Origin of the sequence: Pseudomonas sp. gcc21, from assembly GCF_012844345.1 — a bacterium.
Classification (GTDB): domain Bacteria; phylum Pseudomonadota; class Gammaproteobacteria; order Pseudomonadales; family Pseudomonadaceae; genus Halopseudomonas.
Genome location: NZ_CP051625.1, coordinates 503,721 through 529,868 on the forward strand (window position 1 = coordinate 503,721; position 26,148 = coordinate 529,868).

Here is a 26,148-nt window from a genome sequence, read left to right on the forward strand (position 1 = left end):
CCAGGAGCGCATTTGAGTTGCGAGCCTCGAGTATGCCGCTCAGTTACCGCCCCGCTGGATAGGGGCTCCTTGCTCATTTAACAGTTCCCGACGTTTCAGGAGACTGAACCGGCACCGCCTGCGGCTCGCCGACGGCCCATTCCTTGGGAAAGCGACGTATCAGCAATGTCATCCCAAAACCCACCGACAAAACCACAAAGGTGAAGCTGAACGCGGCGGTAAAGCCGCCGGTGGTTTCGATCAGCCAGCCGGCGATGGCGGGGCCGAGAAACTGGCCGAAGGCAAAAAACAGCGTGGCGAAGCTGAACGCGATAGGGATGTAGCGGGGCGCGACCTGATCGGTTGCGCTGGTCTGGATCATGGCGAACAAGCCGTTCACCGAAGCGCCCATCACCATGAAGTGAAAGAAGAAGTAGGGCAGGGTCTGACCGGTGAGGGGTAAGCCCATGCCCACGATCACCAGAAAGATGCACAGCGCCAGTGCGTTGCCCCGGCCCCATTTGTCCGACAACCAGCCCCACAGTGGCCCGGCGGCTATGGACATCAGGCCCATCATGGCCATGAAGCGTCCCGCTATGGCTTCGTTATGGCCGCTTTCGACCATGAAACTGACCATGAATACGGTTTGGACGATATAGCCCAGACCGATAATGCCGTAGGTGGTGGCGACGATCAACACGCGTGGGTTGCGGTAGATGCGCCACTTTTCATCCGACGGCAGCTGGCCGGCAGCGCTGGCCGGGGCCTTTGGCGGATTGCGTACGAACAGTCCGATCATGACGGCTACAGACAGAGCCGCGCAAGCAAACAGGCCCCAGCTGACCCGCCAGCCCTGCTCGCCAAATGTGCTGAACAGAAAGGGTACCAGGACGCCGGAGATCAGAATGCTGATACCGACACCACTGGTCATGCAACCAATCACCAGCCCCCGTTGATCCGGATACCAGGTTGCCAACAGCGCCACCATGGGCGCGAAAGCAAACGCGGTGCCGAAGCCGAGCAAGCCCATCAGGAGCATCACCAGCCAGTAGTTGGTGGCGATTGCCAGGCCCAAGAACCCCGTGGCAACTGTCAGCATGCCGAACATGACCGAAGATTTTGCTCCCCAGCGGGCAGCGGCCAGGCCGCCGGCCAGCACAAAGGACACATAGCACAGGGCGGTTACGGTACTGAGAATACCGGCTTGCTGGTAGGACAGGCCAAGGTCAGCGCGCATTGCCGGCAGGATGATGCCGTAGGCCAGGCGGGCGAACCCGATTACAACGAGGGAGGTGAGGGTGCCGCACAGCACGGTGAGGACCATGTTCGGGCGGTCGGCATTCTGGGACATCGGTGCTCTCTTTTCTTGTCTGACACTTCGCAGCCGGTCAGATTATCAGCTTTCCTTCGTGGTGGCCGAGTGTGACGTGGTTCTCGTTAACCCCAGGCCGAGCAAAGCCGTGACCAACACAGCGAACAGGGCGATGGATCCGGACGCGCCCAGTACCTGCAATGTGATCGCCGAAATCAGCAACAAGAGCGCGGGAAGGATGATGGCGATCCAGAGGGCCAGGCCGCGCAACATGATCAGTATCAGACCCAGGGTGGTCATAGCGGTGGGGTCGGGATGAATGCCGAATACCTCTGCCTGATACCACGATTTGCCGGTTAGCGGTCCCAGCAGCGGCAGCACGGTCAGGCCGAACAGGACGATTGCGATACCGATAACGGCCGGCGGGCTGGTGGGGTGGGATGCTCTATCCAGTCCAGACCCGGTCAGCGCTATCAAGACCAGCAACAAGCCCTGAGCGATGAGGGCGTAGCCAATATAACCGCCGGCCCAGTTGAGTTCTGCATAGCGCTGAATAAAGAACGCAACGCCAATGAATGCCCAGAGCGGAGCGTGCAGCAGGCAGGCAAGCCGAAGTCGGCCTTTCAGCGCGAGTACAACCGAGGCTGCGCCCAGCGCGACTGTCAGCAGGTGCAAAGGCCAGAACGTCTCGCCCATGCGCTCCAGCAGGCGGAAGTACACGTCTGCGGTGAAGGGGATGAAGTCCTGCAGTTGGTAGGTCGCCCACTCGTTCATAGCGACTTGATGTAGGCGGCCATTCGCTGCCGTGCCTCGGTTGAAGGCATGGGGCCCTGGCCAGCGCGCATGTTTTCATGCAGATGCTCGACCTTGGTGGTCGCAGGGATGGCGCAGCTAATCGCCGGGTGGCTGACAATAAACTTCAGCAGAAAATCCGCCCAGGTGGCGCAGCCGCATTCGGTTATCGCCCACTCTGGCAGTGGCGTGTTGCGGCCTTTGAGGTTTCTGATCAGGCTGCCGCCATCGTATGGCCGGTTGGCGATCACTCTGACGCCGCGTTCCTGCGCCAGCGGCAATAGCCGGTCTTCTGCGTCGCGGTTAGCGATGTTGTAGGTGAGCTGAACGAAGTCGATATCTTCTGATGTGATGATCTGTTCGATCTCCCGATGGCGACGGCCGTGGGAGGTCGTGATGCCGATATGGCCGATGCTGCCCTCGGTTTTCAGTTCCTTGAGCGCGGCCAGATGTTCGCGCCAGTCGGTCAGGTTGTGTACCTGCACAAGATCGAAGTGCTCGACATTCCAGCGGTCTTTTAACTCGGCCACCTGCTCGCGGGCTGAACCGCCAGCCGGGCTCCAGACTTTCTCTGCGGAAAACAGACTTTCAGGCGTGCCGAGCTGCTGTAACGCATAACCCATGACATCCGGCGCAGAGCCGTACATGGGTGAGGAGTCGATCAAGCCGCCGCCGTGTTGGAAAAACGCTTTCACCACCTCGGTGCGGGCATCAAGCATTTCCGGGTCGCTGCCCACATTGAAGGTGCGCCAGGTGCCCAGGCCGATGCGGGGGAGCGCCTTAGGCTGTCCGCTTGTGTTGGCCCGCAGCGATACAGAAGGAAGCAGCATAGAAGCCAACGCCACGCCGATGAGCTTGAGGCTTTGTCTGCGTGAGATGCGGTGGTTCATAGCGACCGCTTCCCGTTTCCATCAATCGGCGCCCTGTTGGCGACGCCTGCCTGGATATCAGTCTAGCCAACCCTGTTTGGGTCGACACCGGAGGCTAAACTGGTGTGTTCGGCATGTCGGCGGCCAGCCGTTCGAGGAACATCGCCAGTGCAACTTCCTCAGCTTTCAAACCCTTGCGCACGCGCGGCTTGGGCAGTTTGGTTAACTCGCCGAGGCTGAAATGCTCAAGCACGGCGGGGTGGATATAGCATTTGCGGCATACGGCGGGGGTGTTTCCCAGTTGCCTGGCAACCTCCTTGACCACCGCAACCACGTGCTGTTTTGCATGCGATTCTGGCTGCCATTCCAGCTCTCGGAGTACCGCCAGTGCGATCGCCGTTCCGGCCCAGGTGCGGTAATCCTTCGCCGTGAAGTCCGCCCCGGTAAGGCTGTGCAGGTAGTCATTGACGTCGGAGGAGGTGACGGTATGGCGCTCACCATTTTCGTCCAGATACTGGAAGAGATCCTGTCCCGGTAGTTCCTGGCAGCGTTTGACCACTCTGGCCAAACGTCGGTCTTTCACGCTGATCTGATGCTCGACGCCGCTTTTCCCGCGGAACTGGAACTTGATCTCACTGCCCTTGATATCGACATGGCGGGTGCGCAGGGTGGTCAGCCCGTAGGACTTGTTTTCTTTCGCGTACTGAGCATTGCCGACGCGAATGAGCGTGGCATCCAGCAGCATCACCACGGTTGCCAGGACTTTTTCGCGGGTGAACCCGGGCTCCGCCATTTTCGCTTCCAGCTGCTTGCGCAGTTTTGGCAGCGCCTTGCCGAAGGCTTGCAGGCGCGCATATTTGTCGGCATCGCGTACTTCCCGCCAGCGTGGGTGGTAGCGGTATTGTTTGCGCCCGCGAGCGTCGCGACCGGTGGCTTGCAGGTGCCCGCGCGGGTCTGAACAGATCCATACGTCGGTGTAGGCGGGCGGCACAGCCAAGGAATCGAGGCGTTTGATCTCGTCAGGGTCAGTGATGCGCTCACCCTTGGCACTGAAATAGCGGAACTTGCCGCGGTATTTCTTGCGGCTGATGCCGGGTTGGGTGTCGTCGACGTAATGCAGGTCGCGAGGCAGATCGGTTTGCAACGCGGAGTCGGGCATGGGTTGTTTCCCTGTCTACACTTCAGGCGGGTATATCTGATTGACCGCTGCGTTTTGCAGTTGTGCCAGTAAGGATGGGAACAAAGTGCTCAGTTTCGTTTCCTGGCCTGGGGTTGAGCCCATGACCGAACAGGCTTGACTGGCGTTCCTTCGATTAATGCCTGCGTTCGGTTATTTGAAGTTTACCGGTGAGGCGTTTGGATCGGGTCTGGCTGGCAATTGAAGCGGTTAGATTCCAGGCCCGAGGTCGACCGGTTCTCGTCTCAGTTCGCGTGAGATTGTCTCGATCCAGTCGTTATGCATTATTGGTCTGCACATCCTGATCACTGCTGGAGATCCAGAACATGCAGAAAGTTATCGCCGGCCTGCTGGTGCTTGTCGGCATTATCCATCTGCTCCCCGTTTCTGGTGTGCTCGGAGTGGACAGCCTGGCTGCCTTGTATGGCGTGTCGCTGGGCGAGCCCAACCTTGAGATCCTGATGCGGCATCGTGCAATTCTGTTTGGATTGCTTGGTCTGTTTCTGGTCTACGCGGCGTTCAGGCCGGGGCTGCAATTGCTGGCGATAGGTGCGGGCTTCATCAGTGTGGTGTCATTTATCGCCATCGCATGGGCGGTGGGGGATTACAACGAGGCGATCGGCAGGGTGGTGATGGCGGACGTGGTTGCGGCTGTTGCGCTTGTTGTTGCCGGGGCTGTGTGCGCTGTTAGTCGCAATGAAAAACGCGCCGGGGTGTAACCATTCGGCCGGGATTGCGGCGGTCTTGTTGAGTGTTGGGCGGTAGTCCGCGCAGGGGTGAATAATATTTATGTTGCTATGTCGCGGCGATGCTGTACATTGGGCGCCAGCTTGAAAGACAGTCTTTAGTTCAGATCTTTGCTTCGCAGTATCGCTAGTCGTGCTCGTCCTGAAGTGTCTAAGTTACCGCATCTCTCCAGCATTCCGGTCCATATGGGCCATCACTTGTCAATTCAGGATGTACATCATGTCTACTACCACTACTGGCACCGTAAAATGGTTTAACGAAGCAAAAGGCTTTGGTTTCATCGAACAGGCATCCGGTCCGGATGTGTTCGCACATTTCAGTGCCATCAGCGGCTCGGGTTTCAAAACCCTCGCTGAAGGTCAGCGCGTTGAGTTCACGCTCACGCAGGGCCAGAAAGGCCCGCAAGCTGAAAACATCGTCGCCGTCTAAGCCCCCGGGTGCCTTGAGCACCTGAGCGCGAAGAACCAAAAAGCCCAGCGAATGTTGGGCTTTTTGTTGGGCGGTCGATAAGCCTCAGTTGAGGCCGTGATGTAGCTAGCGAGGCACAGTATGGCTGTGCCCTGACCAGAGTCATCACGGTCTGGCGGTAGTCCGAATCAAACAGCTACCACCGATACCGGAATGCCGTTGAATACCGCGTTGCCGGACAGTACATCGACGACCTGATCATCAGTGATGTCGTTGACGTTGATGCCCGGATTGCTCTGCGCCACCCGCAGGCTCACACCTTCACGGTCATGACCCCAGCCATGGGGCAGGCTGACCACGCCCGGCATGATGTCGTCGCTGATTTGCACGCTGACCAGCAGCTCACCGGTGCGCGACATGATGCGTGCCTGCTTGCCGGTTTCCAGTCCCAGACGCGCGGCGTCGGCCGGGTTGATCATCAAAGCGCAGCGGTCGGACCCTTTCACCAGGCGCTGACTGTTGTGCATCCAGGAATTGTTGGTACGCAGGTCGCGACGACCGATCAGCATCAACTCACTGCGCTCAGTGCCGCGCAGATCAGCCAGGGCACGACCCAGGTCGGTGACCAGCTCGGTGGGTGTCAGGTGCAGCGTGTTGTCAGCGGTGAACAGGTAGCCGGGGAAGGACTCGCGCATCGGCCCCAGATCAAGGCCATGCGGGTAGCGCTTGAGTACTTCAAGGCTGAGCGGCTCGTCACGCTGCACCGGCTCGCCACTGTTGTATTCAGTAAAGCCCTGCCCATATGGCCCGGTTTTCAGGCCATGGTCGAGAATCTGTTCCGGGGTGGGTGCTTTGCGTGCCGGCGCGCCGTCGGGATTTTTCAGGGCCATGATCCGGTCGGTAAGACCCTGGACGATGTCCCAGTCACCACGCGCGTCTTCCGCCGGCTCGAACACAGGGTCACTGAAGCGTGCCAGATTGCGCACTGCGAGCATGTTGAAGACGATGTCGTACTGCTCGTGTTCCAGCGGGCCGGTAGGCGGCAGGATGATGTCGGCATGCCGTGAGGTTTCGTTCAGATAGAAATCGATCGAGACCATGAATTCGAGCTGTTCCAGCGCTTCATCCATTTGCCGCCCGTTGGGCGTGGACAGTACCGGGTTGCCCGCTACGCAGATAAAACCACGCACCTGACCTTCGCCAGGGGTGAGCATTTCCTCGGCGAGCGTGACGGCGGGGAAGTAGCTGTCAAATTCCGGCAAACCGCGGGCGCGGCTCTGATAGGTATTGAAGCTGCCCATGGGCCGGCTCTGCGCCTTGTTGAAAGCAGGCGTGGTGAACATCATGCCGCCAGGACGATCGAGGTTACCGGTCAGGATGTTCAGTACCAGCATCAGCCAGTGGTTGAGCGCGCCGTAGCTCTGAGTGGCGACACCCATGCGGCCGTAACACACGGCGCATTCGGCAGCCGCGAAGTCTTCGGCGATGCGTTTGATGTCTTCGACGGCAATCCCGCAACGGGCGCTGACCTGCTCAAGTGATATACCGTCGAACAGCGGCTCCAGAGCATCCCAGTTATCGGCCAGTTCCCGCAGGCGGCCGGGTTTGGTCAGGCCCTTGTCGAGCACGTGGCGGATCAGGCCGAGCAGGAAGAAGGCATCGGTACCCGGGCGGATAAACAGATGCTGGTCCACATAACGCGCAGACTCGGTGCGACGCGGATCAACGAGAATGATCTTGCCGCCGCGTTCGCGAATATTTTCCATGCGCTTGAGAATGTCGCCGGCTGTCATCAGGCTGCCATTGGATACCGCAGGGTTGGCGCCGAGCATCAGCATGTATTGGGTGCGGTCAATGTCCGGAATGGTAAACAGCGTGCTGTGACCGAACATCAGGTAGGACACCAGCTGATGCGGCATCTGATCCAGCGATGCGGCCGAGGAAATATTGCGGGTGCCAATGGCCTTGCGTAACGAGCCGGACGCCATCATCAGGCCAAGGTTATGGGACGCAGGATTACCCCAGTACCCGGCGATGGAATCGTTGCCGTGGCGCTGCTGAATATCGACCAGTTTGGCAGCAACCTTGTCCAGCGCGCTGTCCCAGTCGATGGGCAGCCACTCGCCGTTGACCTTTTCCAGCGGGGTGCGCAGGCGGTCCGGGTCGGTGTGCAGGTCCTGCAGGGAATAGCCCTTGGGGCAGATGTGCCCCAGGCTGTGCGGATCGTCCGGATCACCGGCGATGGACAGAATCTGCTCGCCCTGGGTTTTGATGACCACGCCGCACATGGCTTCACATAGCGTGCACGCACGATGGTGGGTTTTTACCGGCATCCGCGCCTGCTCGGCCTCGCGTGCGCGCGCGTCGCGGATGACTGTCAGCATCTCTTCGATATTGACGATCTTGCGGCGTGTCCGCCCCTGGGACCGACCGCGAGCCTGTTCGTGCTGATCCAGCAGACGCCAGTCTGCCAGGCTGACGGTGTCCACCTGTCGGGCTTTCAGCAGCATATCAATGTCTTCGTCACCGACGGCCGGCAGGCTGCTGCCCAGATCATCCAGAAGGCGCTGTACGCTTTCGGTCGCACACTGACGGTTGCTGCCGATCACGCCGCTGGCGCCGCGTTTGATCCAGCCTGCAACATAATCGCGGGCGTCAGCGTGGCCAGTGATGCGTCCCTGCTCGTGCTGAATCACGCCACGGCCAGTATCGAAGGGCAGCTCGTCAATGGCTGAGCCCTGATAGCCGATGGCGTGCACCACAAGGCTGGCCGGTATATCCAGCGTCTGTTCAGAGAGGCGGGCTATCAGATCGCCCTGATCATTGCGGACCAGTTCGGTGCGTTGCGCATGCACGGTGCTGACCTGGCCGTTGTCGGCGCTGAAGCCGGTCGGGCTGGTATAAAACATGAAGCGAATGCGCTTGCCTTCAGCCTGTGGGCGAGCCGCGATTTCACGCAACAGGATGAGGTTCTGACGCGCCTCGGCGAATTCGGGCTGCTCAAGCTGGCGCGCGGTGGCGTCGTCCAGCTCAAGATCTGCCGGATCGACCAGCAATTGCAGGCCATCAATGCCCATCAGCTGCTCGAGTTCCTTGGGTGTGAAAGCGGCCTGTGCCGGACCACGGCGAGCCAGCAGACGTACTTCTTCAATGCCACTGGCGGCCAGAGCATGCAGTGCGTCATCTGCAATATCGGTCTTGGCCAGTTGATCTTGTGGCAGCACCAGCAGGCGGGCGATATCCAGCGCCACGTTACCGATGCCGATGATTACCGCCGTGGGGCCAGCCAGCGCAGGGGCAAGCTGGGCTTCGTCAGGATGGCCGTTGTACCAGCCGACAAAGTTGGACGAGCCGAATATGTTCTTGCTGTCTGCACCCGGCAGACTGAGCGCTCGGCTCTGGGAGCCGCCGGTGGCGTATACCACGCCATGGTAGTGCTGGCGCAGCTCGGCGCTGGATAGATCCTGGCCGATGTGCACGTTACCGAAGAAGCGGAATTGCGCCGACTCAGCGATGCGCTCGAAACCGGCTGTAACGGACTTGATGCGCGGGTGGTCGGGCGCCACACCGTAGCGGACCAGGCCGAATGGCGTCGGCAGGCGCTCGAACATGTCGATACGCGCCGCAGGCATCTGCTTCATCAGGGCCTCTGCGGCGTAAAAGCCGCTGGGGCCCGAGCCGACAATGGCAAAGCGAGCGGGCAGGCGGGCGAGTGGGCTCGCTGCATGCTGGCCGGTCTGGATGCTTTCGCGAATGACCGGATGTGTCTTGGCGCCTTCCGCGTTCAACGTAATAAAGGACTGTTGATCTTCCGGCACCATGCTGCGCGGGAAAATCGCGCCTTCGGGGCAGGCCGAGACGCAGGCGTTGCAATCGATGCAGGTGTCGGGGTCAATGAACAGCATTTCCGGCGCTTCGCGGAAAGCCTCGACCGGGCACACATCAACGCAACTGGTGTGTTTATTGCCGATACAGCTCTGGGTCACTACGTATGCCATGGTCCGCTCCGCACGAGGGCTGGAAAAGGCAATATGATATGTCGGCACAGGCAGATTCGTATTGGCAGGAAGTGCCCGATTGACATTTCGTGCCAGCTTCCTGATAGTGCGTTTCATGATCAGAACCGATTCCATTCCTTCCGGCTTTATAGAGACGCTGCGCAATTATGTGCGCGAGCGAAACCTGCCAGCGCCCGCACTGATGGGCCAGCTGGATAGCGGATTGGAATTGCCAAGCGTGTCAGCCCTGCAGTTTTGCGAGTTGCTGGAGTCGGTATCGCAGCTCGATCCGGTTCAGGCGCTAGGCATTCGATTGGGGTTGGCGGCCGAGCCTCGGCAGTTTGGTGTGGTGGGCTATATGGTGTCGTCCTGCGGCACGCTGGGCCAGGCACTGGCGCGCTACGATCGTTATCACGCATTGCTGCAGGAAGGGCTGACTTCTCGCGCCCGGCTAAAGGACGGCGTGCTGCACATGCGCTGGACCCAGGCAGTGGCCAATACGCCACCGGCTACCGAGTTCAGCCTGGCGGTTTTTGTCGCCCTGTGCCAGGCGCTCATTGGCCGGCCGGTGACCCCGGTTAGGGCAGGGTTGCCCTTTGCCCGGCCGCAGGATACGAACGTGTACCAGGCGCTGCTAGGCTGCCCGGTGGACTTCGATTGCAAGGCGATCGAATTGGCCCTGCCGGCGCACCTGTTAGCGCTGCCGGTTTCAAGCAAGGATCCTTACTTGTTGCGGCTTCTGGAGCAGCAGGCCCAGGCGCTGCTGAAGCAACAACCCCGGTTTGCAGGTGAGCAGGCGGGGGCGTTCTTTTCGCAGGTGCAGGAGCAGATCGTCGAATCGATGAAGAACGGTGATGTCAGCGCGGAATTGGTCGCAGCTGCCCTCGGGTGTTCCCTGCGTACTTTTTACCGTCAGCTACGCAGCGCCGGATACAGTTACCGCGGTCTTCTGGCACACACCCGCCACACTCTGGCCCGACAGTATCTGGCAGACCCGGCGCTGGCCCAGACAGATGTGGCATTGCTGCTGGGCTATTCCGAGCAAAGCTCTTTCATCCGTGCCTTCCGCAGTTGGACCGGCATGACGCCGGGCGAATACCGTGGCGGCTTGGTGCGCGATGTCGAAGCGGGTGGATTGGGACTCGACGCGCTACCGCTTTGAATTGAATCACGCGGGTTGCAAACAGGGCGCACGGACTGCTGGAGGGTGCGGCGCTGATGTTACAATGCCGCGCTCTGTTAGATAGATCGCGACCGAGGGAAACGTGGACGAAAATGAACGCATTCTGATTGTCGAGGATGACTTGAAGCTTGCTTCCCTGATTGCCGATTTCCTCAGCGCTCAAGGCTTGCAGGCAGCAATAGAATCTGACGGCGGCAAGGCAGTCGAGCGGGTGCTGAAGCAGACCCCGGATCTGGTGGTGCTGGATCTGATGCTGCCAGGAGAAGACGGCCTTTCCATTTGCAGGCGTCTACGCGAAGCAGGTTACGCCCGTCCAATTCTCATGCTCACAGCACGCAGCGATGATAAGGATCACATCCAGGGGCTGGAGCTTGGCGCGGATGATTATGTGAACAAGCCGGTACGGCCGCAGGTACTGTTGGCGCGTATTCGAGCGCTATTGCGGCGCAGGGGCGAGGTCGAGCAACAACCTGAGCAGCCGCCGAGCAGACTGCAGTTTGATTCGCTGATTATCGACAGTACCCGCCGCGAAGCCTGGCTTAATTCTGAGTTGATCGACCTCACCGGAGCCGAGTTTGACCTGCTCTGGTTGCTCGCGAGCAACGCAGGCCGGGTGTTGAGCCGGGAGGAAACCTTCGTCGCATTGCGTGGCATCGGTTACGACGGCCAGGACCGCTCGATTGACGTGCGTATCTCGAAAATCCGTCCCAAGATCGGCGATGATCCTGAGCAGCCACGGATCATAAAGACCGTTCGCAGCAAAGGTTATCTGTTCGTCGCGCCCGAGACTGCCGCCCAGTGAACTCGATTTTCTTCCGGGTTTATGGCGGAATCCTGGCGGTATTGATCACGGTGCTGTTGCTGGGGTTGGCGGCCATCTGGCTGGTCAACGATATACGTACGGAAGAGTACCGCGAGCGCATCGCCACGGGTACGTTCCGGCTGATGGCCGATAACCTTGAGAATATGGATCACGCCGAACGCCTGCGTGCCCTGGCGGCTTGGACGCGGTTGATCGGTGTACCCCTCGAAATGAAGCACGTCGACGAACTTGATCTTGAGACCAGCGCCTGGTCCCGGTTGACCAAGGGACGCGTGCTGGTACGACCTTCACGTAATCCGCGTCTGCAAGTCCATGCGCTGGTGAATCAGGCAGAAGGAGTGGTGTTAACAGCGGCGATTCACCGTGTATCCGAACAGTTGGGCAGGGCTACGCTGTTTCTGGTTGCTGATGAACTGGTCCGTTATCCCGAAGGCGACATGCCGGGTCGGCTGCAACAGCTCAGGGGCGACAAGGGCTTTGGTTATCCGCTGCGCCTGACTCCGGCTCGCGAGGCTGACCTGGATCCTGATCAGCGTCGCCGGCTGGAGGAAAGCGATACCGTAATGACCCTCGGGCCGGACGGCGATTCAGTGCTACTTTATCTGAAAATACCGGACAGCCAGTGGATTCTGAGTCTCGGTCCGCTGTATCAGATGAACGAATACCCCGCAGGTCTCTTGTTAATCACCGGTATGTTGATGCTGGCGCTCTGCGGCTTGCTTATCTATTTGTTGGTCCGGCAGTTGGAAAGACGTTTGCTGACACTTGAGTCCGCGGCAGCGCATATCACCGCAGGCAACCTGAACGCGCGGGTGGATGCCCGAGGGAACGATGCGGTGGGCCGTCTGGCCCGGGCATTCAACCGGATGGCGACGCATCTTCAACGTTTGATGCGTATTCAACAGGAGATGATCGGCGCGGTATCCCACGAATTACGCACGCCCGTGGCGCGGTTGCGGTTCGGTCTGGAAATGGTCGATACCGCGGTAAGGCCGGAAGATCGACGAAAGTATGTAGAAGGCATGGATGCCGATCTCAACGAGCTGGACGGTCTGGTGGACGAAATTCTGGTGTACGCGCGACTGGATCAGGACGCGCCCGAACTGACCTTCAAGCGTACCAACGTCCCTGCGATGGTGGATCAGATAGTCAGCGAACTGGCTCCGCTGAATCAACAGCTTGAGGTGCGCCACGATGACCATTCGATGGGCAGGGCGCTTCACGTTGAAGCCGAATCGCGCTATCTGCAGCGCGCCGTCGCCAATCTGGTGACCAACGCGATGCGCTACGCCAAGAGCCGCGTACTGGTTACTACTCAAGTGCAGTATGAGCGCTGCATCATCATGGTGGAGGATGATGGTCCGGGCATTGATGAGGACTTTCGGGAACGAATCTTTACGCCATTCCTGCGCCTGGACGATAGTCGCACTCGCTCATCCGGCGGTTACGGACTCGGGCTGGCTATCGTGCGTAGAATTATCTATTGGCATCAGGGAAGCGCTCGGGTTGAGCGCTCCACCACGTTGGATGGTGCGGCCTTTATTCTGGATTGGCCGCTGCGTCGAAGCTAGAAATGTCTAGCGGCTGTGACCGTTGACCAGTAGCCGGAACGCCGTCTCAGCCTGTTTTGCATCAGGCGTGCGGCCGCAGATCAGGTCGCAGTAGATGGCACTCTCACCGATACGGATGATGAAATAAGCCAGGCTCTCGGCGTCCATTTCAGGGTTGATCCTGCCGGCTTGTATTTCCTGTTCGAACAGTTTGCGCCAGGTCTCGATCAAGCGGTTTTGTAGGCCTGCCACGTTGGATGTCAGTAACTGCAGCCCCCATTGCGGTTCGGCGTGCAGGAAGTTGTGCATGGGCTTTGCTTCGATCAGAGCAACGTTGATGTCGTTGTAGATCCGAGACAGAAAATCGATGCCTTCGAGCTTGGGATCCTGCTGCGCGCGTTCGATCGCCTCGTCATAGATTTCCTTGTAGAGCGACCAGAGAATCTCGCCCATCAGCAAATCCTTGTTGCCCACCCAGCGCATCAGCGTCGCCCGACCGATATCCAATTCTTCTGCCAGCAATGAAAGATTCAGCCTACGACCCTCCAACCACCACCGTCTCGCCATGCGAAAGGCACTCAACGGCGTCGCGCGTTCATCTGATTTACGCTGCGAGAGTGCCAGGGCCAACGGGGTGTTCGGCTTGCTCATATTGACTGCCTATTTGATAGCGGGATGGTCATTGTTGGCGCCTATAGTAGCAAGGCTGATACCAAGAATAGAAGTGTCCCGGATTTGGCGCACGTAGCAAATGCTGCTTCGCGTGTTTATTGGTGCGCTTCGCACACACTCCGCAGTTTAGTGCCTTGTCAATATGCAGTGGTTGTTTGTATCCGCTTCGGCCGGGTTGCCACTTTGTCTGCCGGGCGATCAGTCAGGTCATGACTTGCTGGTCGGGATATAGTCAGCCTGATTGTGAGGGCAAGAGAAAAGCCGGCTATCGGATGATAGCCGGCTGTCGGTCATGCTGTGCTTTAGCTCGTCAGAGCCTGATATCAGTTGAAATTCTTCTTCTGAACGTCCCAGTCACGTGATGTGCACAGTGTGCAGTCGGAGCCTTCGAAGACACCGGCAGCGTTCTGATCGCCCATCAACTGGTAGCGATACCAGGCGGTAGAGGGCCCACGATAACCACCGGCATCGCCCACGGGTTCGAAGTGATCGACTCCCTGCAGCTCACCCCAGAAAACCGGAACGTTTGCGTTGCGGAAAACGGGACGTCCGTTCAATGTCGAGCCTGCCAGCGTATCGTCGCTGCCGGTCATGAGGAACATCGGACCATTCTGATTGCGCTGCGAAGACGATACATGGCCCAGGCCGAGCACGTATGGCTGGAAGGGTGCTGTGGTAGTGATGCGTGGGTCCTGGCCGGCCATGATGGTGCCGCCACCGCCTTGCGAATGGCCGGATGCGCCGACACGGTTCAGATCAAGCTTGCCGCCATAGGTGCCACCGCTGCGGCCGTTCTGTTGGACCAGATAGTCGAGGCAGGCAATCATTTCCTCTCCGCTGCCGGCATTGGCCGTCGTGGCTGCGGCTACGACGAAACCGTGGCTTGCCCAATGCTCATGCAGACCGGCGTAGGTTGTCGCACCACCACCCGTACCGTTACCCCAGATGATGATCGGGTGTTTAAGGCCGTCTTCGCCAAGAGTGCGCGGGCGCGAGATACGGCAGCTCGGGCCTTCGCTGTTAGCGGTTGTAGCAAACGGGCCGTCCGCAGCGAAATCGCTTACTGCTGGAAAGCCGGAATCGACCGGTAGATCGCCTGGAGGATTCTGACCGGGAGGGTTGCCAGCCAGTGCGCTGGCGGACAGTGCAAGACCGAGGGTAAGAGCGGAAAGCTTCATTACAGGTAAATTCATCATGATCTCTCTTAGCATTATTGTAGGGATAATTCGAACCTAGGATCTTCCCTGACATCTGCTGCGCTCATTGCGAGTACGAAACTAGCCGTGAGTGAATCAACATTCACTCGCCCAAAAGGGTGAATTTGAGACAAAAACGCAATATGTATCAAACGTCGTATGGTGGGGATCGAACGATCCAGAAACGCAAAAGCCGGCTACCTCTCGGTAACCGGCTCCGGGACGTTACGTCTTTCGGTTAGTTGATGCCCTTGCGCTCGACATCCCAGCTACGATCGCTACACAAGCCGCAGTTGCTGCCATAGAAGGTACTTTCTGCGTTGCCATCGCTCATCAGATGGTAGCGGAACCATGCGGTAGCTGGACCACGGAAACCGCCCGCGCTACCTACTGGCTCGAAATGGCTGGCCCGTGCCAGTTCGCCCCAGAATACCGGTACGTTGGCGCGACGGAATACCGGTGCGGCGTTCAGACTAGGGGAGGCGATGGTATCTGAGCTGCCTGTCATCAGGAACATCGGACCGCTCTGGTTGCTTTGCGAAGAGGAGCGATGCCCGAGGCCGATGGTGTAGGGCTGGAACGGAGCTGTAACCGTGACACGACTGTCCTGACCCGCCATGATGCTACCGCCGCCCCCTTGCGAGTGACCTGCGGTACCGACGCGGTTGACGTTCAATTTGCCAGCATAGGTGCCGGTGCTGCGGCCGTTCTGTTGAACCAGATAATCGAGACAGGCAATCATCTCCTGACCTGATCCGGCATTGGAGGTGCGTGCTGCTGCTACGACGAAACCATGGCTCGCCCAGTGATCAAGCAGCCCGCGATAGGTTGTCGGGCTGGAGCCGGTGCCGTTACCCCAAAGGATGATCGGGTGCTGTCGACCGCCTTCACCCAAAGTGCGCGGTCGATAAATGCTGCAGCTGGGACCTTCGTTGCCATTGGTAGTAGCGAATGAGCCAGCACGGCTGAAGTCGGAAACGGATGGGAAATCGCCACCACCACCGCCTCCGCCGTTTCCGCCGTCACCTCCGCCAGGTGGGTTATAGGCCATGGCTCCGGCCGAAAGAAGAACGCCGATGGCGACGCTTGTCAGTTTCAAAAAGGGTGCTTTCATGGTGATCTCTCTTTTTTTAGCTTTCTTATGGGATTCATCATTGAGCTCTTCAGCTACTTCCAACGACGGTGTTTCGCATTCACGGAGCAAACCCTAGCGCGTTCCCAATTGATACACAGTCGCCTGTTCGGGTGAAACTGAGACATATTTGGGTGAGCTTTGGAGGCGGGCCCCCAAGGAGCGCGTCAATATCGGGCTGTAGACGCGTGTCATAAAAAAAGGCTGCCTAAGCAGCCAAAAAGAGAGGAACCAAGTGAAACCCGGTTATCAGTTGATATCTTTGCGACGCACGGTCCAGCTGCGGTCAGAACAGAGTGTGCAGTTGTTGCCATAAAAGGTACTGCGCGCGTTCTGGTCGGCCATCAGGTGATAACGCAACCAAGCCGTGGAGGGCCCGCGGAATCCGCCTGCGTTACCTACTGGTTCAAAGTGACTGGCCGAATTCAGCTCGCCCCAGAACACAGGCACGTTGGCACGGTTGAATACAGGTTGGGCGTTGCGTGCTGGAGCGGCAATGGTGTCTGCACCGCCAGTCATGAGGAACATCGGCCCGTTCTGATTGCTTTGCGAGGAGGAACGATGACCCAGTCCGATAGTGTAAGGCTGGAACGGCGCGGTGGCTGTCACGCGATTGTCCTGACCAGCCATGATGGTGCCGCCACCGCCCTGGGAGTGACCGGCAGTACCGACGCGGTTCACGTTCAGCTTGCCGCCATAGGTGCCGCCGCTGCGGCCGTTCTGCTCGACAAGGTAGTCGAGGCAGTCGATCATTTCTGCGCCCGAGCCGGCGTTGGAGGTGCGTGCGGCTGCGACGACGAAACCGTGGCTGGCCCAATGAGTCAGCAATGCGCTGTAGGTGCTGGGTGAAGAGCCGGTGCCGTTACCCCAGAGAATGATCGGGTGTTTGAGGCCGTTGTCGCCAAGGGTGCGCGGACGATAAACCGTGCAGTTCGGGCCTTCGTTGCCGTTTGTGGTAGAGAATGATCCAGAGCGGCTGAAATCAGATACGGAAGGAAAGCCGGAGCCTTCGCCGGGATTCGGATCGGGATCGGGGTTGGTCGGCGGAGTCGGGTTGTAAGCCATCGCACCAGAAGACAGCAACAGACCAAAAGCAACAGCGGTAAGTTTGTGCAAGGAAGCGTTCATGGAAGAATCCTGTGGATTTTTATTGTTACTGCTTACCGAGCGCTATGGCCGAGACCCAAGTCAGGCTCTGGATTCGACCAATGTATATTGAGCTGCGCGATGCTGGATCTCGCCCGATTGGGGGAGCAGCCGGTTAAAAACGTGAGCGCCGTCAGAGAAATACCATGCTCAAGACAAACTGGCGTCATGGCGATGGAGTTGTCAGCGGGTGAATGTCCACCGGTTGTCGAAATCGGTCAGCCGGGTAACTTGGCGGTAACCCCTGGGAGCGTGGAGAAGGAGATGTCCTTGGCTGTAAGCAGGAAGTCCTGCATATAAGAAGTATCGAGCATGTCGGCTCGCACCGCGGCATACAGGGTGCCAAACAGGCCGTCTGGGCCCAGCGGTCGGGCGCTGACATAGCCACGTTGCAGATACTCCGCCATGGCCCAGTTCGGCAGGCAACACACGCCCCGGCCGGACGCCACCAACTGCATCATCATGACTGTCATCTCGGCGTTGCGTACGGCAGGTGGCTCAATGCCCGCAGGCTCTAGAAAGTGCTTGAAGATATCCAGCCGTTCCCGATCAACCGGATAGCAGATCAGGGTTTCGTTAGCCAGGTCCGCCGGCTCGACAAAGGCGCGATTGATCAACGGGTGCTGGTTGCTGATCGCCAGTTGCGCCTCGTAGGTGAACAAGGGGACATAGGTAATGCCGGCGATTTCCTGGGGATCAGAAGTCACCACGAGATCAAGCTCGCCTCGGGCCAGCGCGGGGAGAGGAGCGAAGAAAAAACCCGAGGCAAAATCCACCTCCACGTCCGGCCAGGCATTGCGGAACTGGTCTATCGTAGGCATTAGCCACTGGAAACAGCTATGGCACTCGATCGCCATATGCAGGCGTCCGGCCTGTCCCCCGGCCAGACGTTGAAGGTCGCGCTCGGCCTGGCGTAGTTGCGGCAACAGGCTGTCCGCCAACCGTAGCAGGCGCAACCCCGCACTGGTGAAACGCACCGGCCGCGTCTTGCGCACGAAGAGCTGCAGACCCAGCTCATCCTCCAGATTCTTGAGTTGATGTGACAAGGCCGATTGCGTCAGATGCAAGCGCTCCGATGCTTCGACCAGGCTTTCAGCTTCGCGCAGGGTGGTGAGGGTTCTAAGGTGACGGATCTCAAGCATGCTGTGCTCATCATGAATCATCTAGAAGCTGAACGTTAACACGATGAGTTTGATTCAGCCGAGCACCCGGGATAACCGAAGAACGGCAGCGGCTGTTTGATTTTCGTTGTTCTTGAGCGAGAGATCGCTCGTCGCGTCGGGGTGGGTGCCGTCGGTCAACAATCCCCGCAGGAAGCGTCACGGGAGCCTAATTCCCTTCTTCCGCGTCGGCGTACGCTGTAAAGTAGCGACCGATTACTTATCTGGGGTTTTCCATGCAGGAATTGTTGTTGCACTGTCGTCCGGGCTTCGAGGGCGAAGCCGCTGCCGAGATGCAGGAGTTGGCTGCCGCCAAGGGTATTGCGGGGTATGCGGTCACGCGGGAAGGCACGGCGCTGGTGCGCTTTGTGTGTCCGGGGGAGGGCGATGCTGCCACCCTGATGCGCAAGCTGAATTTCCGCCATCTGATTTTTGTTCGGCAGTGGGCACTGGGCGATTGGCTTGATGTGTCGGCTGATGACCGGATCTCTCCGATTATCACCGCCTGCTCCAAGGGGCCACTGGCTTCCAGCCTGTGGCTGGAGACCGCCGATACCAACGACGGCAAGGCAATGGCTGCGCTGACAAAGAAGCTCGGCAAGCCGCTCGAAACAGCGCTGCTGAAGACGCGTTTCATTCGCCCGACCAAAACCGATGCGCCGCGGCTGCATGTTTGTTTCGAGAGCGGAGAGCGGATCTTTGTCGGCTGGTCCTGGGCGGATAACGCCGCGCCCTGGCCAATGGGTATTCCACGTTTGAAGGTGCCGCGCGAAGCGCCGAGCCGGTCGACGCTCAAGCTAGAAGAAGCCTGGCATCATTTCATCCCGCGGGATGAATGGGACAGTCGTCTGGCACCCGGCATGCTGGCAGTTGACCTCGGCGCAGCACCGGGCGGTTGGACCTGGCAAATGGTCAACCGGCACATGAAGGTCGTGGCGGTGGACAACGGTCCGATGGATCGCAAGCTGATGGACAGCGGTCAGGTCGAACACGTCGAGGCCGATGGCTATATGTACAAGCCCAAGGTGCCGGTGCAATGGATGGTGTGCGATATCGTCGACAAGCCGGCCCGTAGCAGTTCGTTGCTGGCGCGGTGGGTGTCCAGGGGCTGGTGCCGCGAAGCCATCATGAATTTTAAGCTGCCGATGAAACGCCGCTACTTCGAAGTGTTGCAGTGTATTGACCATGTGCAGGCTGCGCTGGACGAGGCGGGTATACGCGCGACGATTTCGTGTAAACAGCTGTACTCGGACCGGGAAGAGGTGACCTGCCACGTGCGCGTATTGCATGCCGGCAGTTATCGAGTGCAGTCAGTACAGCAATAGATCTACCCACCGCCGGATCCCGGGATCCGGCGGTTTTGCAACAGGAATCAGAGTGGCTCGAGCAGCGTGATTCGTTCGTCTTCCAGCAACATGGGTCTGAACTCGTTGAGGCTGTCCCGGCGTCCGTCGGAGTTCTCCCAACGCTCCCACGAATGGCGATTCTGCCAGGTCACCATGACGATGCGATGGTTCGGTCGTTCCAGGTCCCGGAATGACTCGCCGGAAATGAAGCCTGGTGATTGGATGGCTTGCTGGATGATTCTGCGTGCCGCGGCTTCGTAATGGTCTTCCAGGCCTTCGGCAATTACACGCTCAATCAACACTTTGATCATGGAGTTTCCTTAGTGATGTTTAATCCCGCATATCCATAGTGTTGTCTCTGCCGGCGCTGCTGGCAAGAGAAGTACTTTTTTCGATAACCTTTTCCCCCGGAGTCACAGCTTGTTCTCGGACTCCGTTAAAGCGCTCACCTTTGCTGTCTGTATTGAAGGTGCGTCCGATAAGGAAAGCTGACCCAGCGAGAGTGTAATGACCGAGCCAGCCGATATGCGTCATCTGGACACTCGCGGGCTACTGTGCCCGGAACCGGTAATGATGTTGCACAATGCAGTGCGCGATATCAGCGTTGGCGAGTTACTTGAAGTGCTCGCCACGGACCCTTCCACCCAGCGTGACATTCCACGATTCTGTGAGTTTCTCGGCCATCAGCTGGTTGAACAGGACGTGCAGGACGGTACTTACCGGTATCTGATACGCAAGGCCTGAGGCTCACAGTACTATTCCCGTCGTCCGGCGTCCCAGCCGGGTTGTCCCGGGCGCTGCTGGCACGCGCCCAGCACGTCCTGCCAGGCTTCGCTATGCGCCTGGATACTGCGTTGATAACGCTCCCAGAGGGAACGCTCTTCACCAGCGAGACGCTGCAGATAGGTTGCGGTCGCGCTGGGGATTTCTGCCGTGTGGCCTAACTGCAGGATCGCGGCCTGCCAGGGTTGGCCGAGTCTTTGGGCCTGTGCCATCTGTGGCTGGATCTCGCCAGCGTAAAACGTGGTGAACACAGTCAGCAGCGTGCGCGAACGGCGTGTGGGTTGTCCCAATGGACACAGAAAGGCGGGCGCTCTCGCCCGCAACATGGCGGTGGCCTGGTCCAGCGTGTGGTTCAGGCGTGCCAGGCTGTGAATCAGCTGACCGCTGCGATCGCTTCGCTGCAGGGCTTCGAACAAGGGTTCTAGCGTCGACTGCGTTGGCGGCAGACGCGCTGGCAGGGCCTGGCCGATTTCAGCCAGATGGCGCAGGGCATCTATGGCTCCGTGATCAGTAAGCGGCTCCTGACTCACAGGCAACGGTTGATTATCGAAGCGCATGTAGTGCTCGAATTCCGAGCTCGCGTTCAGCGCATTCCAGAAGGCCCTGGGCAGACTGGCCCGTTTGATGTCCGCGATCTCGCTGAGCTGTTGGTGCAGTGCGCGGCGTTCGGCGTCGTCCTTGATGATGTCCATACAGGCGTCAAGATTGCGCAATAGCTCGCCCTCATAAGCAAGCAGGTGGCTGCCGGGCATCACCTTGCCGAGGCTGCTGTTACGCTGTGCGACGGTCTGTTGCAGGGCAGGGCACTGGTTCGACTCAACGACCAGATCGATCATCCCCAGGCGAAGCTGAGGCACCGGTTGCATTCTGTTTCTGCGCGACGGCAACCGGTACTGGCTCAAGGTGTCCTCATCCCAGGCCTGCCAGTCCTGGCCGAGAACGCGGCCGACCCGGTCAAGATAGTTGTCCATCTGCCTGCTTGCTTCCGGCGCGCGCTGACAGGCAGTCGCAAACGCGCAAACCAGCAGAATGACGACAAGGCGCAACATCGAGGGCCTCCCCAGGTACCACAATGACAGCTTGTCAGTATGGCAGTTCGGGTGATGCAGGTCTGAAGCGCTACTCGCGACCGGCCAGGCTGACGCCATGGGGCTGGTCGCGTTTACGCCGCGCCCCCACGATTGCCAGGCGGATGGACAAGAATACGGCCGCAGCGGTCAAGCCCAGAATCAGACCCTGCCAGAATCCGGCGGGACCCTGCGCAGGTCCCCAGATATCGGTCAGACCAAGAATGTAGCCGCTTGGCAAACCGATCGCCCAGTAGGCGATCATGGTCAATAGCATGGGCAAGCGCGTGTCCTGATAGCCGCGCAGAGCACCTGCACAGGCGACCTGAACCGCATCCGAGAACTGGTATAGCGCTGCGTAGAAGAACAAGGTGGAGGCGAGGGCGATGACTTCCGGGTTACGCGTGTAGAGCAGCGGGATCGCGTCCGCCAGGGCCAACATCAGGCTGGCGGCAATGGCGGCATACACCAGCGAGGCGAGGATTCCGGCCTTTGCAGCAAACAGGCCGGCTCGCGCGCCGTTCAAGCCAAGGTTATGTCCGACCCGAACGGTAATCGCCAGGCCCAGGCTGAAAGGCACCATAAAGGTAATGGAAGAGAAGTTGAGCGCAACCTGATGGCTCGCGACCACCTCAGCTCCCAGACCGGCGATCAGCAAGGCGATGACGCAGAACATGCTGGTCTCGGCGAACAATGCAATGCCGATCGGCAAGCCCAGGCCTAACAGGTGCCGTTGCGCTGGCCAGCGTGGCCAGTCGAAGCGCTCGAACAGCTTAGTGGCGCGGTAGACGGGGGAGCGTTTCAGATAAACCAGCATACAACCGAGCATGAACCACATGACCACTGCGGTCGCAATCCCGCAGCCTATCGCGCCAAAAGCAGGCATGCCTAATTTGCCGTACACCAGAACGTAGTTCAGTGGCACGTTGAGTATCAGGCCGGCGAAACCGATGAGCATAGTGGGCTTGGTGCGTGACAGCCCGTCGCTCAACCCGCGCAAACCCTGGTAAATCGCCACTGCGGGGAAGCCGAGCGCTACGGCCTTGAGATAGCCCATGGTCAAAGGGATCAGGTCGTCCTGAACATCCATTACATGCAGGACAGACTCGACCGACCATAGAAAGGCTGCGCAGGCCAGGCCTACGGCGACCCCCAGCCATGCGCCCTGGCGCACCAGGGCACCGGTATCGCCAATCTGTGCCGGACCGCTGCTGGCAGCCACCTTCGAAGTGACGATCATCAATACGCCGGTGAGAAACAGGAAGGTCGGCACCCAGAATGCGTTGCCGAGCGCCACGGCCGCCAGATCGAGGGCACTGACACGGCCGGCCATCGCGGTATCAACGAAGCCAAGCAGAGTATGCGACATTTGCGCCGCGATAATAGGTAGCGCCAGCCAGGTCAGGCTGCGCAGTTCTGTTACACTGCGGCGCCACCGGCCGGTATTTTCAGCGATTGTCATGAAGGTATGGTCTGAGAAAAGCGCCTCATCCTATCAATTTGCCCAATATTGTCCACCTGCAGATGACCTACGATTGTAAAGATCTGGTTCGCTTGTTTGAGAACTGTTTCGCTAGTGATTTCAACACCGTACTCGTGCCTGGTGCCGACGAACCGGAATACCTGCCAGCAGACCAAACCAGTCCGCATCACCGCATTCTGTTTACCCGCGATTACTTTCGCAGTGCGCTGCACGAGATTTCGCACTGGTGCGTGGCAGGACCGCAGCGGCGCCTGCTACCTGACTTCGGATATTGGTACGCACCGGACGGTCGATCTGCGCAGCAGCAGCAGGCCTTTGAACAGGTTGAGGTCAAGCCGCAGGCGTTGGAGTGGCTGTTTTGCGAAGCGGCAGGCCATCCCTTCCGTGTCAGCCTGGATAACCTCAGCGGCGAGCCGACCGATCCTTTGCCATTCAAACGCAGGGTTGTAGCTCAGGTTCACAGCTATCTGGTTGAGGGTGTGCCCGAGCGGCCTCAGCGTTTCATTCAGGCTCTGCTCGATTGTTATCGGCCAGGTACCCAGCTCACCGCGGGTGCCTTTAGCCTCGAACAGCTTTAATCGCACCCAGCGCCCGGTCGCTGGACAGGCGAGCGGGCGGCGGCCGACAATGAGCCACCCGCGCAAACCGGAACTCCCCATGCATATTGTTGCTGACGAAAATATTCCTCTGCTTGATGAATTCATGTCCGGTTTCGGGCGCATCACGCGCCTGCCCGGACGCAAGATTGACGCGTCGTCGGTGCGTCATGCAGATGTACTGCTGGTGCGCTCGGTGACTAAGGTCACTGCTTCCATGCTGGCCGGGAGCACAGTGCGCTTCGTCGGCACCTGTACAATCGGCACCGATCATCTTGATTTGCACGGCCTGGACAAGGCTGGAATCTGCGTTGCCAGCGCTCCGGGCTGTAACGCCCGCGGGGTAGTGGAGTATGTGCTGAGTTGTTTGCTGGCTTTCTCCGAGCGCACCGGCATTGACTGGCAACAACAGGTGGTCGGAATTGTCGGAGCCGGGCAGGTGGGCGGGCGACTTGCCCGGACGCTGCGCCAGCTTGGTGTGGAATGCCTGCTTTGCGATCCGCCGCGGTCAGAGCAGGAGTCCGGATTTATCGGGCTGGATTCCCTGATCGAACGAGCCGGTGTGATCAGCTGCCATGTACCGCTTACTGATTCGGGTCGGTATCCAACCCGTCACCTGTTCAATACTGACCGTCTGGCGAGATTGCGGTCAGGCGCCTGGTTGATCAACAGCAGTCGCGGCCCGGTAATCGACAACCAGGCGCTGAAAGCTCTGCTTGAACAGCGAGATGACCTGCAGGTAGCGCTCGATGTCTGGGAACATGAGCCACTCGTTGACCCTGAGCTTGCCGCTCTCTGCGCCCTGGCGACGCCGCACATCGCAGGCTATAGCCTGGATGGCAAATTGCGTGGCACCGCGCAGATCTATCAGGCGCTTTGCCAGTTTCTAGGAGAAAAGCCTACCGTACGGCTGGACGATATTGCGCCTTCCGATGGCAGTGGAGAGCTCAGGGTCAGCGCGGGGACATCCAGCGCATGGCTGCTGGCCCGGGCTTTGCGTCTGGTATATGACGTGCGCGATGATGATGCCCGATTCAGAGCCATGCTTGGCACGGCAGACTCGGACAGCGAGATACGTAGCGGATTTGATTTATTGCGAAAGCACTATCCGTTGCGGCGGGAGAATTCGTTCTATCGCGTCAGCATGGACGCTCCGATGGAGCGTCCGGTGGCCGACAGGCTGGCTGCGGCGGGATTCAGATCCTAGCGTTTTCAGGCCCTGCTTTCGTTCAGTTCTGGACTGACCGGTTGCCAATGCTGGTCCAGCTCCGCGCAGGCTCGCTGGATCATCTGCTCGGTAATGGCGATTTCACGCCCCTGTTCGTCAATGACGTATCCGGCGGGCTCGGTATTCAGACTGTTCTCGTCCGGGCAAGCGTTCCTGGTGTCCAGCGTGTGTAAACTCATGTCGTTGGTGCTCCTCTCGATCCGGCATGATGGGTCGACACTTCTTAGCAACTGACCCTCGAAGGCAGGGTATGGCATAAAGGTGGCAACTTTGTGACAGCCAAACGGCCAGGAAAATTCCAATGAAAGAGGCTTTTAAACTGGGCCTGGTTATCAATCCGTTCGCTGGATTGGGTGGTCAGGCTGCGTTGAAGGGTTCCGATGGCTTAGCGCATGAGGCGTTGGCCATGGGAATCGAGCCCCGCGCGCACGAACGCGTGCGCCAGGCACTGGAGCGTATCGAACCCTGGCGCGAGCGTTTGCGACTCTTCTGCGCGCCGGGTGCGATGGGTGAAGATCTGCTTGCCAGCATGGGCTTCGACTATGAGGTGGTCGGCGAACTCTCGACTGCAGAGACCACCGCAGCCGACACCGAACGCATGGTCAGGTTGCTGCAGGAATGTGATCTTGATCTGTTGCTGTTTGCCGGCGGTGACGGCACCGCGCGTGACGTATGCAACAGCATCCAGCCAGGACAGCTGGCATTGGGCATCCCGGCGGGCGTCAAGATCCACTCCGGCGTGTATGCGGTCAATCCGCGCGCTGCCGGTGAGCTGGTTGCGCTGCTGTTACAGGGCGAGCTGGTGCGTCTGGGTGAAGCGGAGGTACGTGACATTGACGAGGATGCCTTTCGCCAGGGATCGGTGCGCACGCGCCACTATGGTGAGCTATCGGTTCCGGAGGAGGGGCGTTTTGTCCAGCAGGTCAAACAGGGCGGTCGGGAGCAGGAAACTCTGGTTCTCGATGATGTCGCCGCCTGGCTGCAGGAACTTCAGGATGACGTGGACGGTTGGATCTTCGGGCCTGGCTCGACCAACCTGGGTCTGCTTGAAGCCATGGGTCTGCAGGGAACATTGCTGGGCGTCGATGTTGTGCGCAATGGCGAGCTGATTCTGGCCGATGCCACCGAGGCGCAGCTGTGGGAGTTGGTGAGTCAGGGAGCATGGCGGATTCTGGTCACAGCGATCGGCGGACAGGGGCATATTCTTGGCCGTGGCAACCAGCAGATTTCACCGCGGGTGCTTGAAGCCGTAGGCCTCGACAACCTGTTCGTCGTCGCCACCAAAACCAAGCTGAGAACACTGCAGGGCAGACCTTTCCTGGTCGACACCGGCGATGCGGATCTCGATCAGCGTCTGACCGGGTTGCGTCGGGTGTTGAGCGGGTATCGGGAGGAGATGCTGTATCCGGTCAGCTGGAAGGCTGAAGCGGAATAGCTTTGGGTGTAGCGCACCCGCGCTAGGCCAGGTTTGCGCTGACTACACCCTGTCGTCGAGCAGGCG

24 protein-coding genes are annotated in these 26,148 nt (G+C 59.2%); 10 read left to right on the forward strand and 14 right to left on the reverse strand.

All coding sequences use genetic code 11. The features are described from left to right. Window positions 1–73 precede the first annotated feature (73 nt). The 4 genes from HG264_RS02495 to HG264_RS02510 all read right to left on the reverse strand — a co-directional run bounded on the left by HG264_RS02495 (window position 74) and on the right by HG264_RS02510 (window position 4,111). Window positions 74–1,330, reverse strand: a complete 1,257-nt coding sequence (locus HG264_RS02495; RefSeq protein ID WP_169406176.1) for an MFS transporter — start codon at window positions 1,328–1,330, stop codon at window positions 74–76. A gap of 45 nt (window positions 1,331–1,375) precedes the next feature. Continuing rightward, window positions 1,376–2,065 carry a DUF6064 family protein gene (locus tag HG264_RS02500; RefSeq protein ID WP_169406177.1) on the reverse strand — a complete coding sequence of 230 codons (690 nt, stop codon included), beginning with the start codon at window positions 2,063–2,065 and terminating at the stop codon, window positions 1,376–1,378. Then, window positions 2,062–2,973 carry an aldo/keto reductase gene (locus HG264_RS02505; protein WP_169406178.1) on the reverse strand — a complete coding sequence of 304 codons (912 nt, stop codon included), beginning with the start codon at window positions 2,971–2,973 and terminating at the stop codon, window positions 2,062–2,064. Before HG264_RS02505 ends, HG264_RS02500 begins: the two co-directional genes overlap by 4 nt. A gap of 94 nt (window positions 2,974–3,067) precedes the next feature. After that, window positions 3,068–4,111: a DNA topoisomerase IB gene (locus HG264_RS02510; RefSeq protein ID WP_169406179.1), complete on the reverse strand. Its 1,044-nt coding sequence runs from the start codon at window positions 4,109–4,111 to the stop codon at window positions 3,068–3,070. Window positions 4,112–4,455: 344 nt separating this feature from the next. Between HG264_RS02510 and HG264_RS02515 the strand changes: the two genes are divergently transcribed. Both HG264_RS02515 and HG264_RS02520 read left to right on the forward strand, forming a co-directional pair. Continuing rightward, entirely contained in the window at window positions 4,456–4,848 is a 393-nt protein-coding gene (locus tag HG264_RS02515) for a phosphopantetheine adenylyltransferase (protein ID WP_169406180.1), read from the forward strand. Between the two features lie 247 nt (window positions 4,849–5,095). Further along, on the forward strand, window positions 5,096–5,305 hold the full coding sequence (locus tag HG264_RS02520) for a cold-shock protein (RefSeq protein WP_169406181.1): 210 nt from the start codon (window positions 5,096–5,098) through the stop codon (window positions 5,303–5,305). Window positions 5,306–5,472: 167 nt separating this feature from the next. On the opposite strand, the gene HG264_RS18685 is transcribed toward HG264_RS02520, so the two are convergent. Further along, a complete protein-coding gene (locus tag HG264_RS18685) occupies window positions 5,473–9,282 on the reverse strand; it encodes a molybdopterin-dependent oxidoreductase (RefSeq protein WP_169406182.1) in 3,810 nt (1,269 codons plus the stop codon). Between the two features lie 79 nt (window positions 9,283–9,361). Here HG264_RS18685 and HG264_RS02530 point away from each other — a divergent pair, with 79 nt between their 5' ends. The 3 genes from HG264_RS02530 (at window position 9,362) to HG264_RS02540 (ending at window position 12,859) form a co-directional block, all read left to right on the forward strand. Next, the gene (locus tag HG264_RS02530) at window positions 9,362–10,444 is read left to right on the forward strand and encodes an AraC family transcriptional regulator (RefSeq protein ID WP_169406183.1); all 1,083 of its coding nucleotides are present in this window, start codon (window positions 9,362–9,364) and stop codon (window positions 10,442–10,444) included. Between the two features lie 103 nt (window positions 10,445–10,547). Then, window positions 10,548–11,267, forward strand: coding sequence for a response regulator (locus HG264_RS02535; protein ID WP_169406184.1), 720 nt, complete (start codon window positions 10,548–10,550; stop codon window positions 11,265–11,267). Beyond that, complete coding sequence (locus HG264_RS02540; protein WP_169406185.1) at window positions 11,264–12,859, forward strand: ATP-binding protein; 1,596 nt, start codon at window positions 11,264–11,266, stop codon at window positions 12,857–12,859. Before HG264_RS02535 ends, HG264_RS02540 begins: the two co-directional genes overlap by 4 nt. 6 nt (window positions 12,860–12,865) lie before the next feature. Here HG264_RS02540 and HG264_RS02545 read toward each other — a convergent pair whose 3' ends face one another. The 5 genes from HG264_RS02545 to HG264_RS02565 form a co-directional block, all read right to left on the reverse strand. Beyond that, window positions 12,866–13,489: a QsdR family transcriptional regulator gene (locus HG264_RS02545; protein ID WP_169406186.1), complete on the reverse strand. Its 624-nt coding sequence runs from the start codon at window positions 13,487–13,489 to the stop codon at window positions 12,866–12,868. Between the two features lie 344 nt (window positions 13,490–13,833). After that, window positions 13,834–14,706 carry an alpha/beta hydrolase gene (locus HG264_RS02550; RefSeq protein WP_169406187.1) on the reverse strand — a complete coding sequence of 291 codons (873 nt, stop codon included), beginning with the start codon at window positions 14,704–14,706 and terminating at the stop codon, window positions 13,834–13,836. A gap of 238 nt (window positions 14,707–14,944) precedes the next feature. After that, window positions 14,945–15,757, reverse strand: a complete 813-nt coding sequence (locus HG264_RS02555; RefSeq protein WP_372240216.1) for an alpha/beta hydrolase family protein — start codon at window positions 15,755–15,757, stop codon at window positions 14,945–14,947. 330 nt (window positions 15,758–16,087) lie between these two features. After that, entirely contained in the window at window positions 16,088–16,966 is an 879-nt protein-coding gene (locus HG264_RS02560) for an alpha/beta hydrolase family protein (RefSeq protein WP_372240192.1), read from the reverse strand. A 236-nt stretch (window positions 16,967–17,202) separates the two neighbouring features. After that, window positions 17,203–18,126 carry a LysR family transcriptional regulator gene (locus HG264_RS02565; protein WP_169406189.1) on the reverse strand — a complete coding sequence of 308 codons (924 nt, stop codon included), beginning with the start codon at window positions 18,124–18,126 and terminating at the stop codon, window positions 17,203–17,205. Window positions 18,127–18,380: 254 nt separating this feature from the next. Here HG264_RS02565 and rlmM point away from each other — a divergent pair, with 254 nt between their 5' ends. Beyond that, window positions 18,381–19,469 carry a 23S rRNA (cytidine(2498)-2'-O)-methyltransferase RlmM gene (rlmM, locus tag HG264_RS02570; RefSeq protein ID WP_169406190.1) on the forward strand — a complete coding sequence of 363 codons (1,089 nt, stop codon included), beginning with the start codon at window positions 18,381–18,383 and terminating at the stop codon, window positions 19,467–19,469. Window positions 19,470–19,516: 47 nt separating this feature from the next. Here rlmM and HG264_RS02575 read toward each other — a convergent pair whose 3' ends face one another. Then, window positions 19,517–19,801 carry an antibiotic biosynthesis monooxygenase gene (locus HG264_RS02575; protein ID WP_169406191.1) on the reverse strand — a complete coding sequence of 95 codons (285 nt, stop codon included), beginning with the start codon at window positions 19,799–19,801 and terminating at the stop codon, window positions 19,517–19,519. A gap of 196 nt (window positions 19,802–19,997) precedes the next feature. Between HG264_RS02575 and tusA the strand changes: the two genes are divergently transcribed. Then, window positions 19,998–20,234 carry a sulfurtransferase TusA gene (gene tusA / locus HG264_RS02580; RefSeq protein ID WP_169406192.1) on the forward strand — a complete coding sequence of 79 codons (237 nt, stop codon included), beginning with the start codon at window positions 19,998–20,000 and terminating at the stop codon, window positions 20,232–20,234. A gap of 11 nt (window positions 20,235–20,245) precedes the next feature. On the opposite strand, the gene HG264_RS02585 is transcribed toward tusA, so the two are convergent. Both HG264_RS02585 and HG264_RS02590 read right to left on the reverse strand, forming a co-directional pair. Continuing rightward, a complete protein-coding gene (locus tag HG264_RS02585; protein ID WP_169406193.1) occupies window positions 20,246–21,322 on the reverse strand; it encodes a DUF3080 family protein in 1,077 nt (358 codons plus the stop codon). 70 nt (window positions 21,323–21,392) lie between these two features. Continuing rightward, window positions 21,393–22,802, reverse strand: coding sequence for an MATE family efflux transporter (locus HG264_RS02590; RefSeq protein ID WP_169406194.1), 1,410 nt, complete (start codon window positions 22,800–22,802; stop codon window positions 21,393–21,395). 92 nt (window positions 22,803–22,894) lie between these two features. Between HG264_RS02590 and HG264_RS02595 the strand changes: the two genes are divergently transcribed. Together HG264_RS02595 and pdxB are read left to right on the forward strand one after the other, a co-directional pair. After that, window positions 22,895–23,401, forward strand: a complete 507-nt coding sequence (locus HG264_RS02595; RefSeq protein WP_306085225.1) for an elongation factor P hydroxylase — start codon at window positions 22,895–22,897, stop codon at window positions 23,399–23,401. A gap of 79 nt (window positions 23,402–23,480) precedes the next feature. Beyond that, window positions 23,481–24,626, forward strand: a complete 1,146-nt coding sequence (pdxB, locus tag HG264_RS02600) for a 4-phosphoerythronate dehydrogenase PdxB (protein ID WP_169406195.1) — start codon at window positions 23,481–23,483, stop codon at window positions 24,624–24,626. Between the two features lie 5 nt (window positions 24,627–24,631). Here the strand turns inward: pdxB and HG264_RS02605 are convergent, their stop codons facing one another. Further along, the gene (locus HG264_RS02605) at window positions 24,632–24,826 is read right to left on the reverse strand and encodes a PA1571 family protein (protein WP_256663755.1); all 195 of its coding nucleotides are present in this window, start codon (window positions 24,824–24,826) and stop codon (window positions 24,632–24,634) included. Window positions 24,827–24,948: 122 nt separating this feature from the next. Between HG264_RS02605 and HG264_RS02610 the strand changes: the two genes are divergently transcribed. Continuing rightward, window positions 24,949–26,082, forward strand: a complete 1,134-nt coding sequence (locus HG264_RS02610) for an ATP-NAD kinase family protein (protein ID WP_169406196.1) — start codon at window positions 24,949–24,951, stop codon at window positions 26,080–26,082. The last annotated feature ends 66 nt before the right edge of the window (window positions 26,083–26,148 follow it).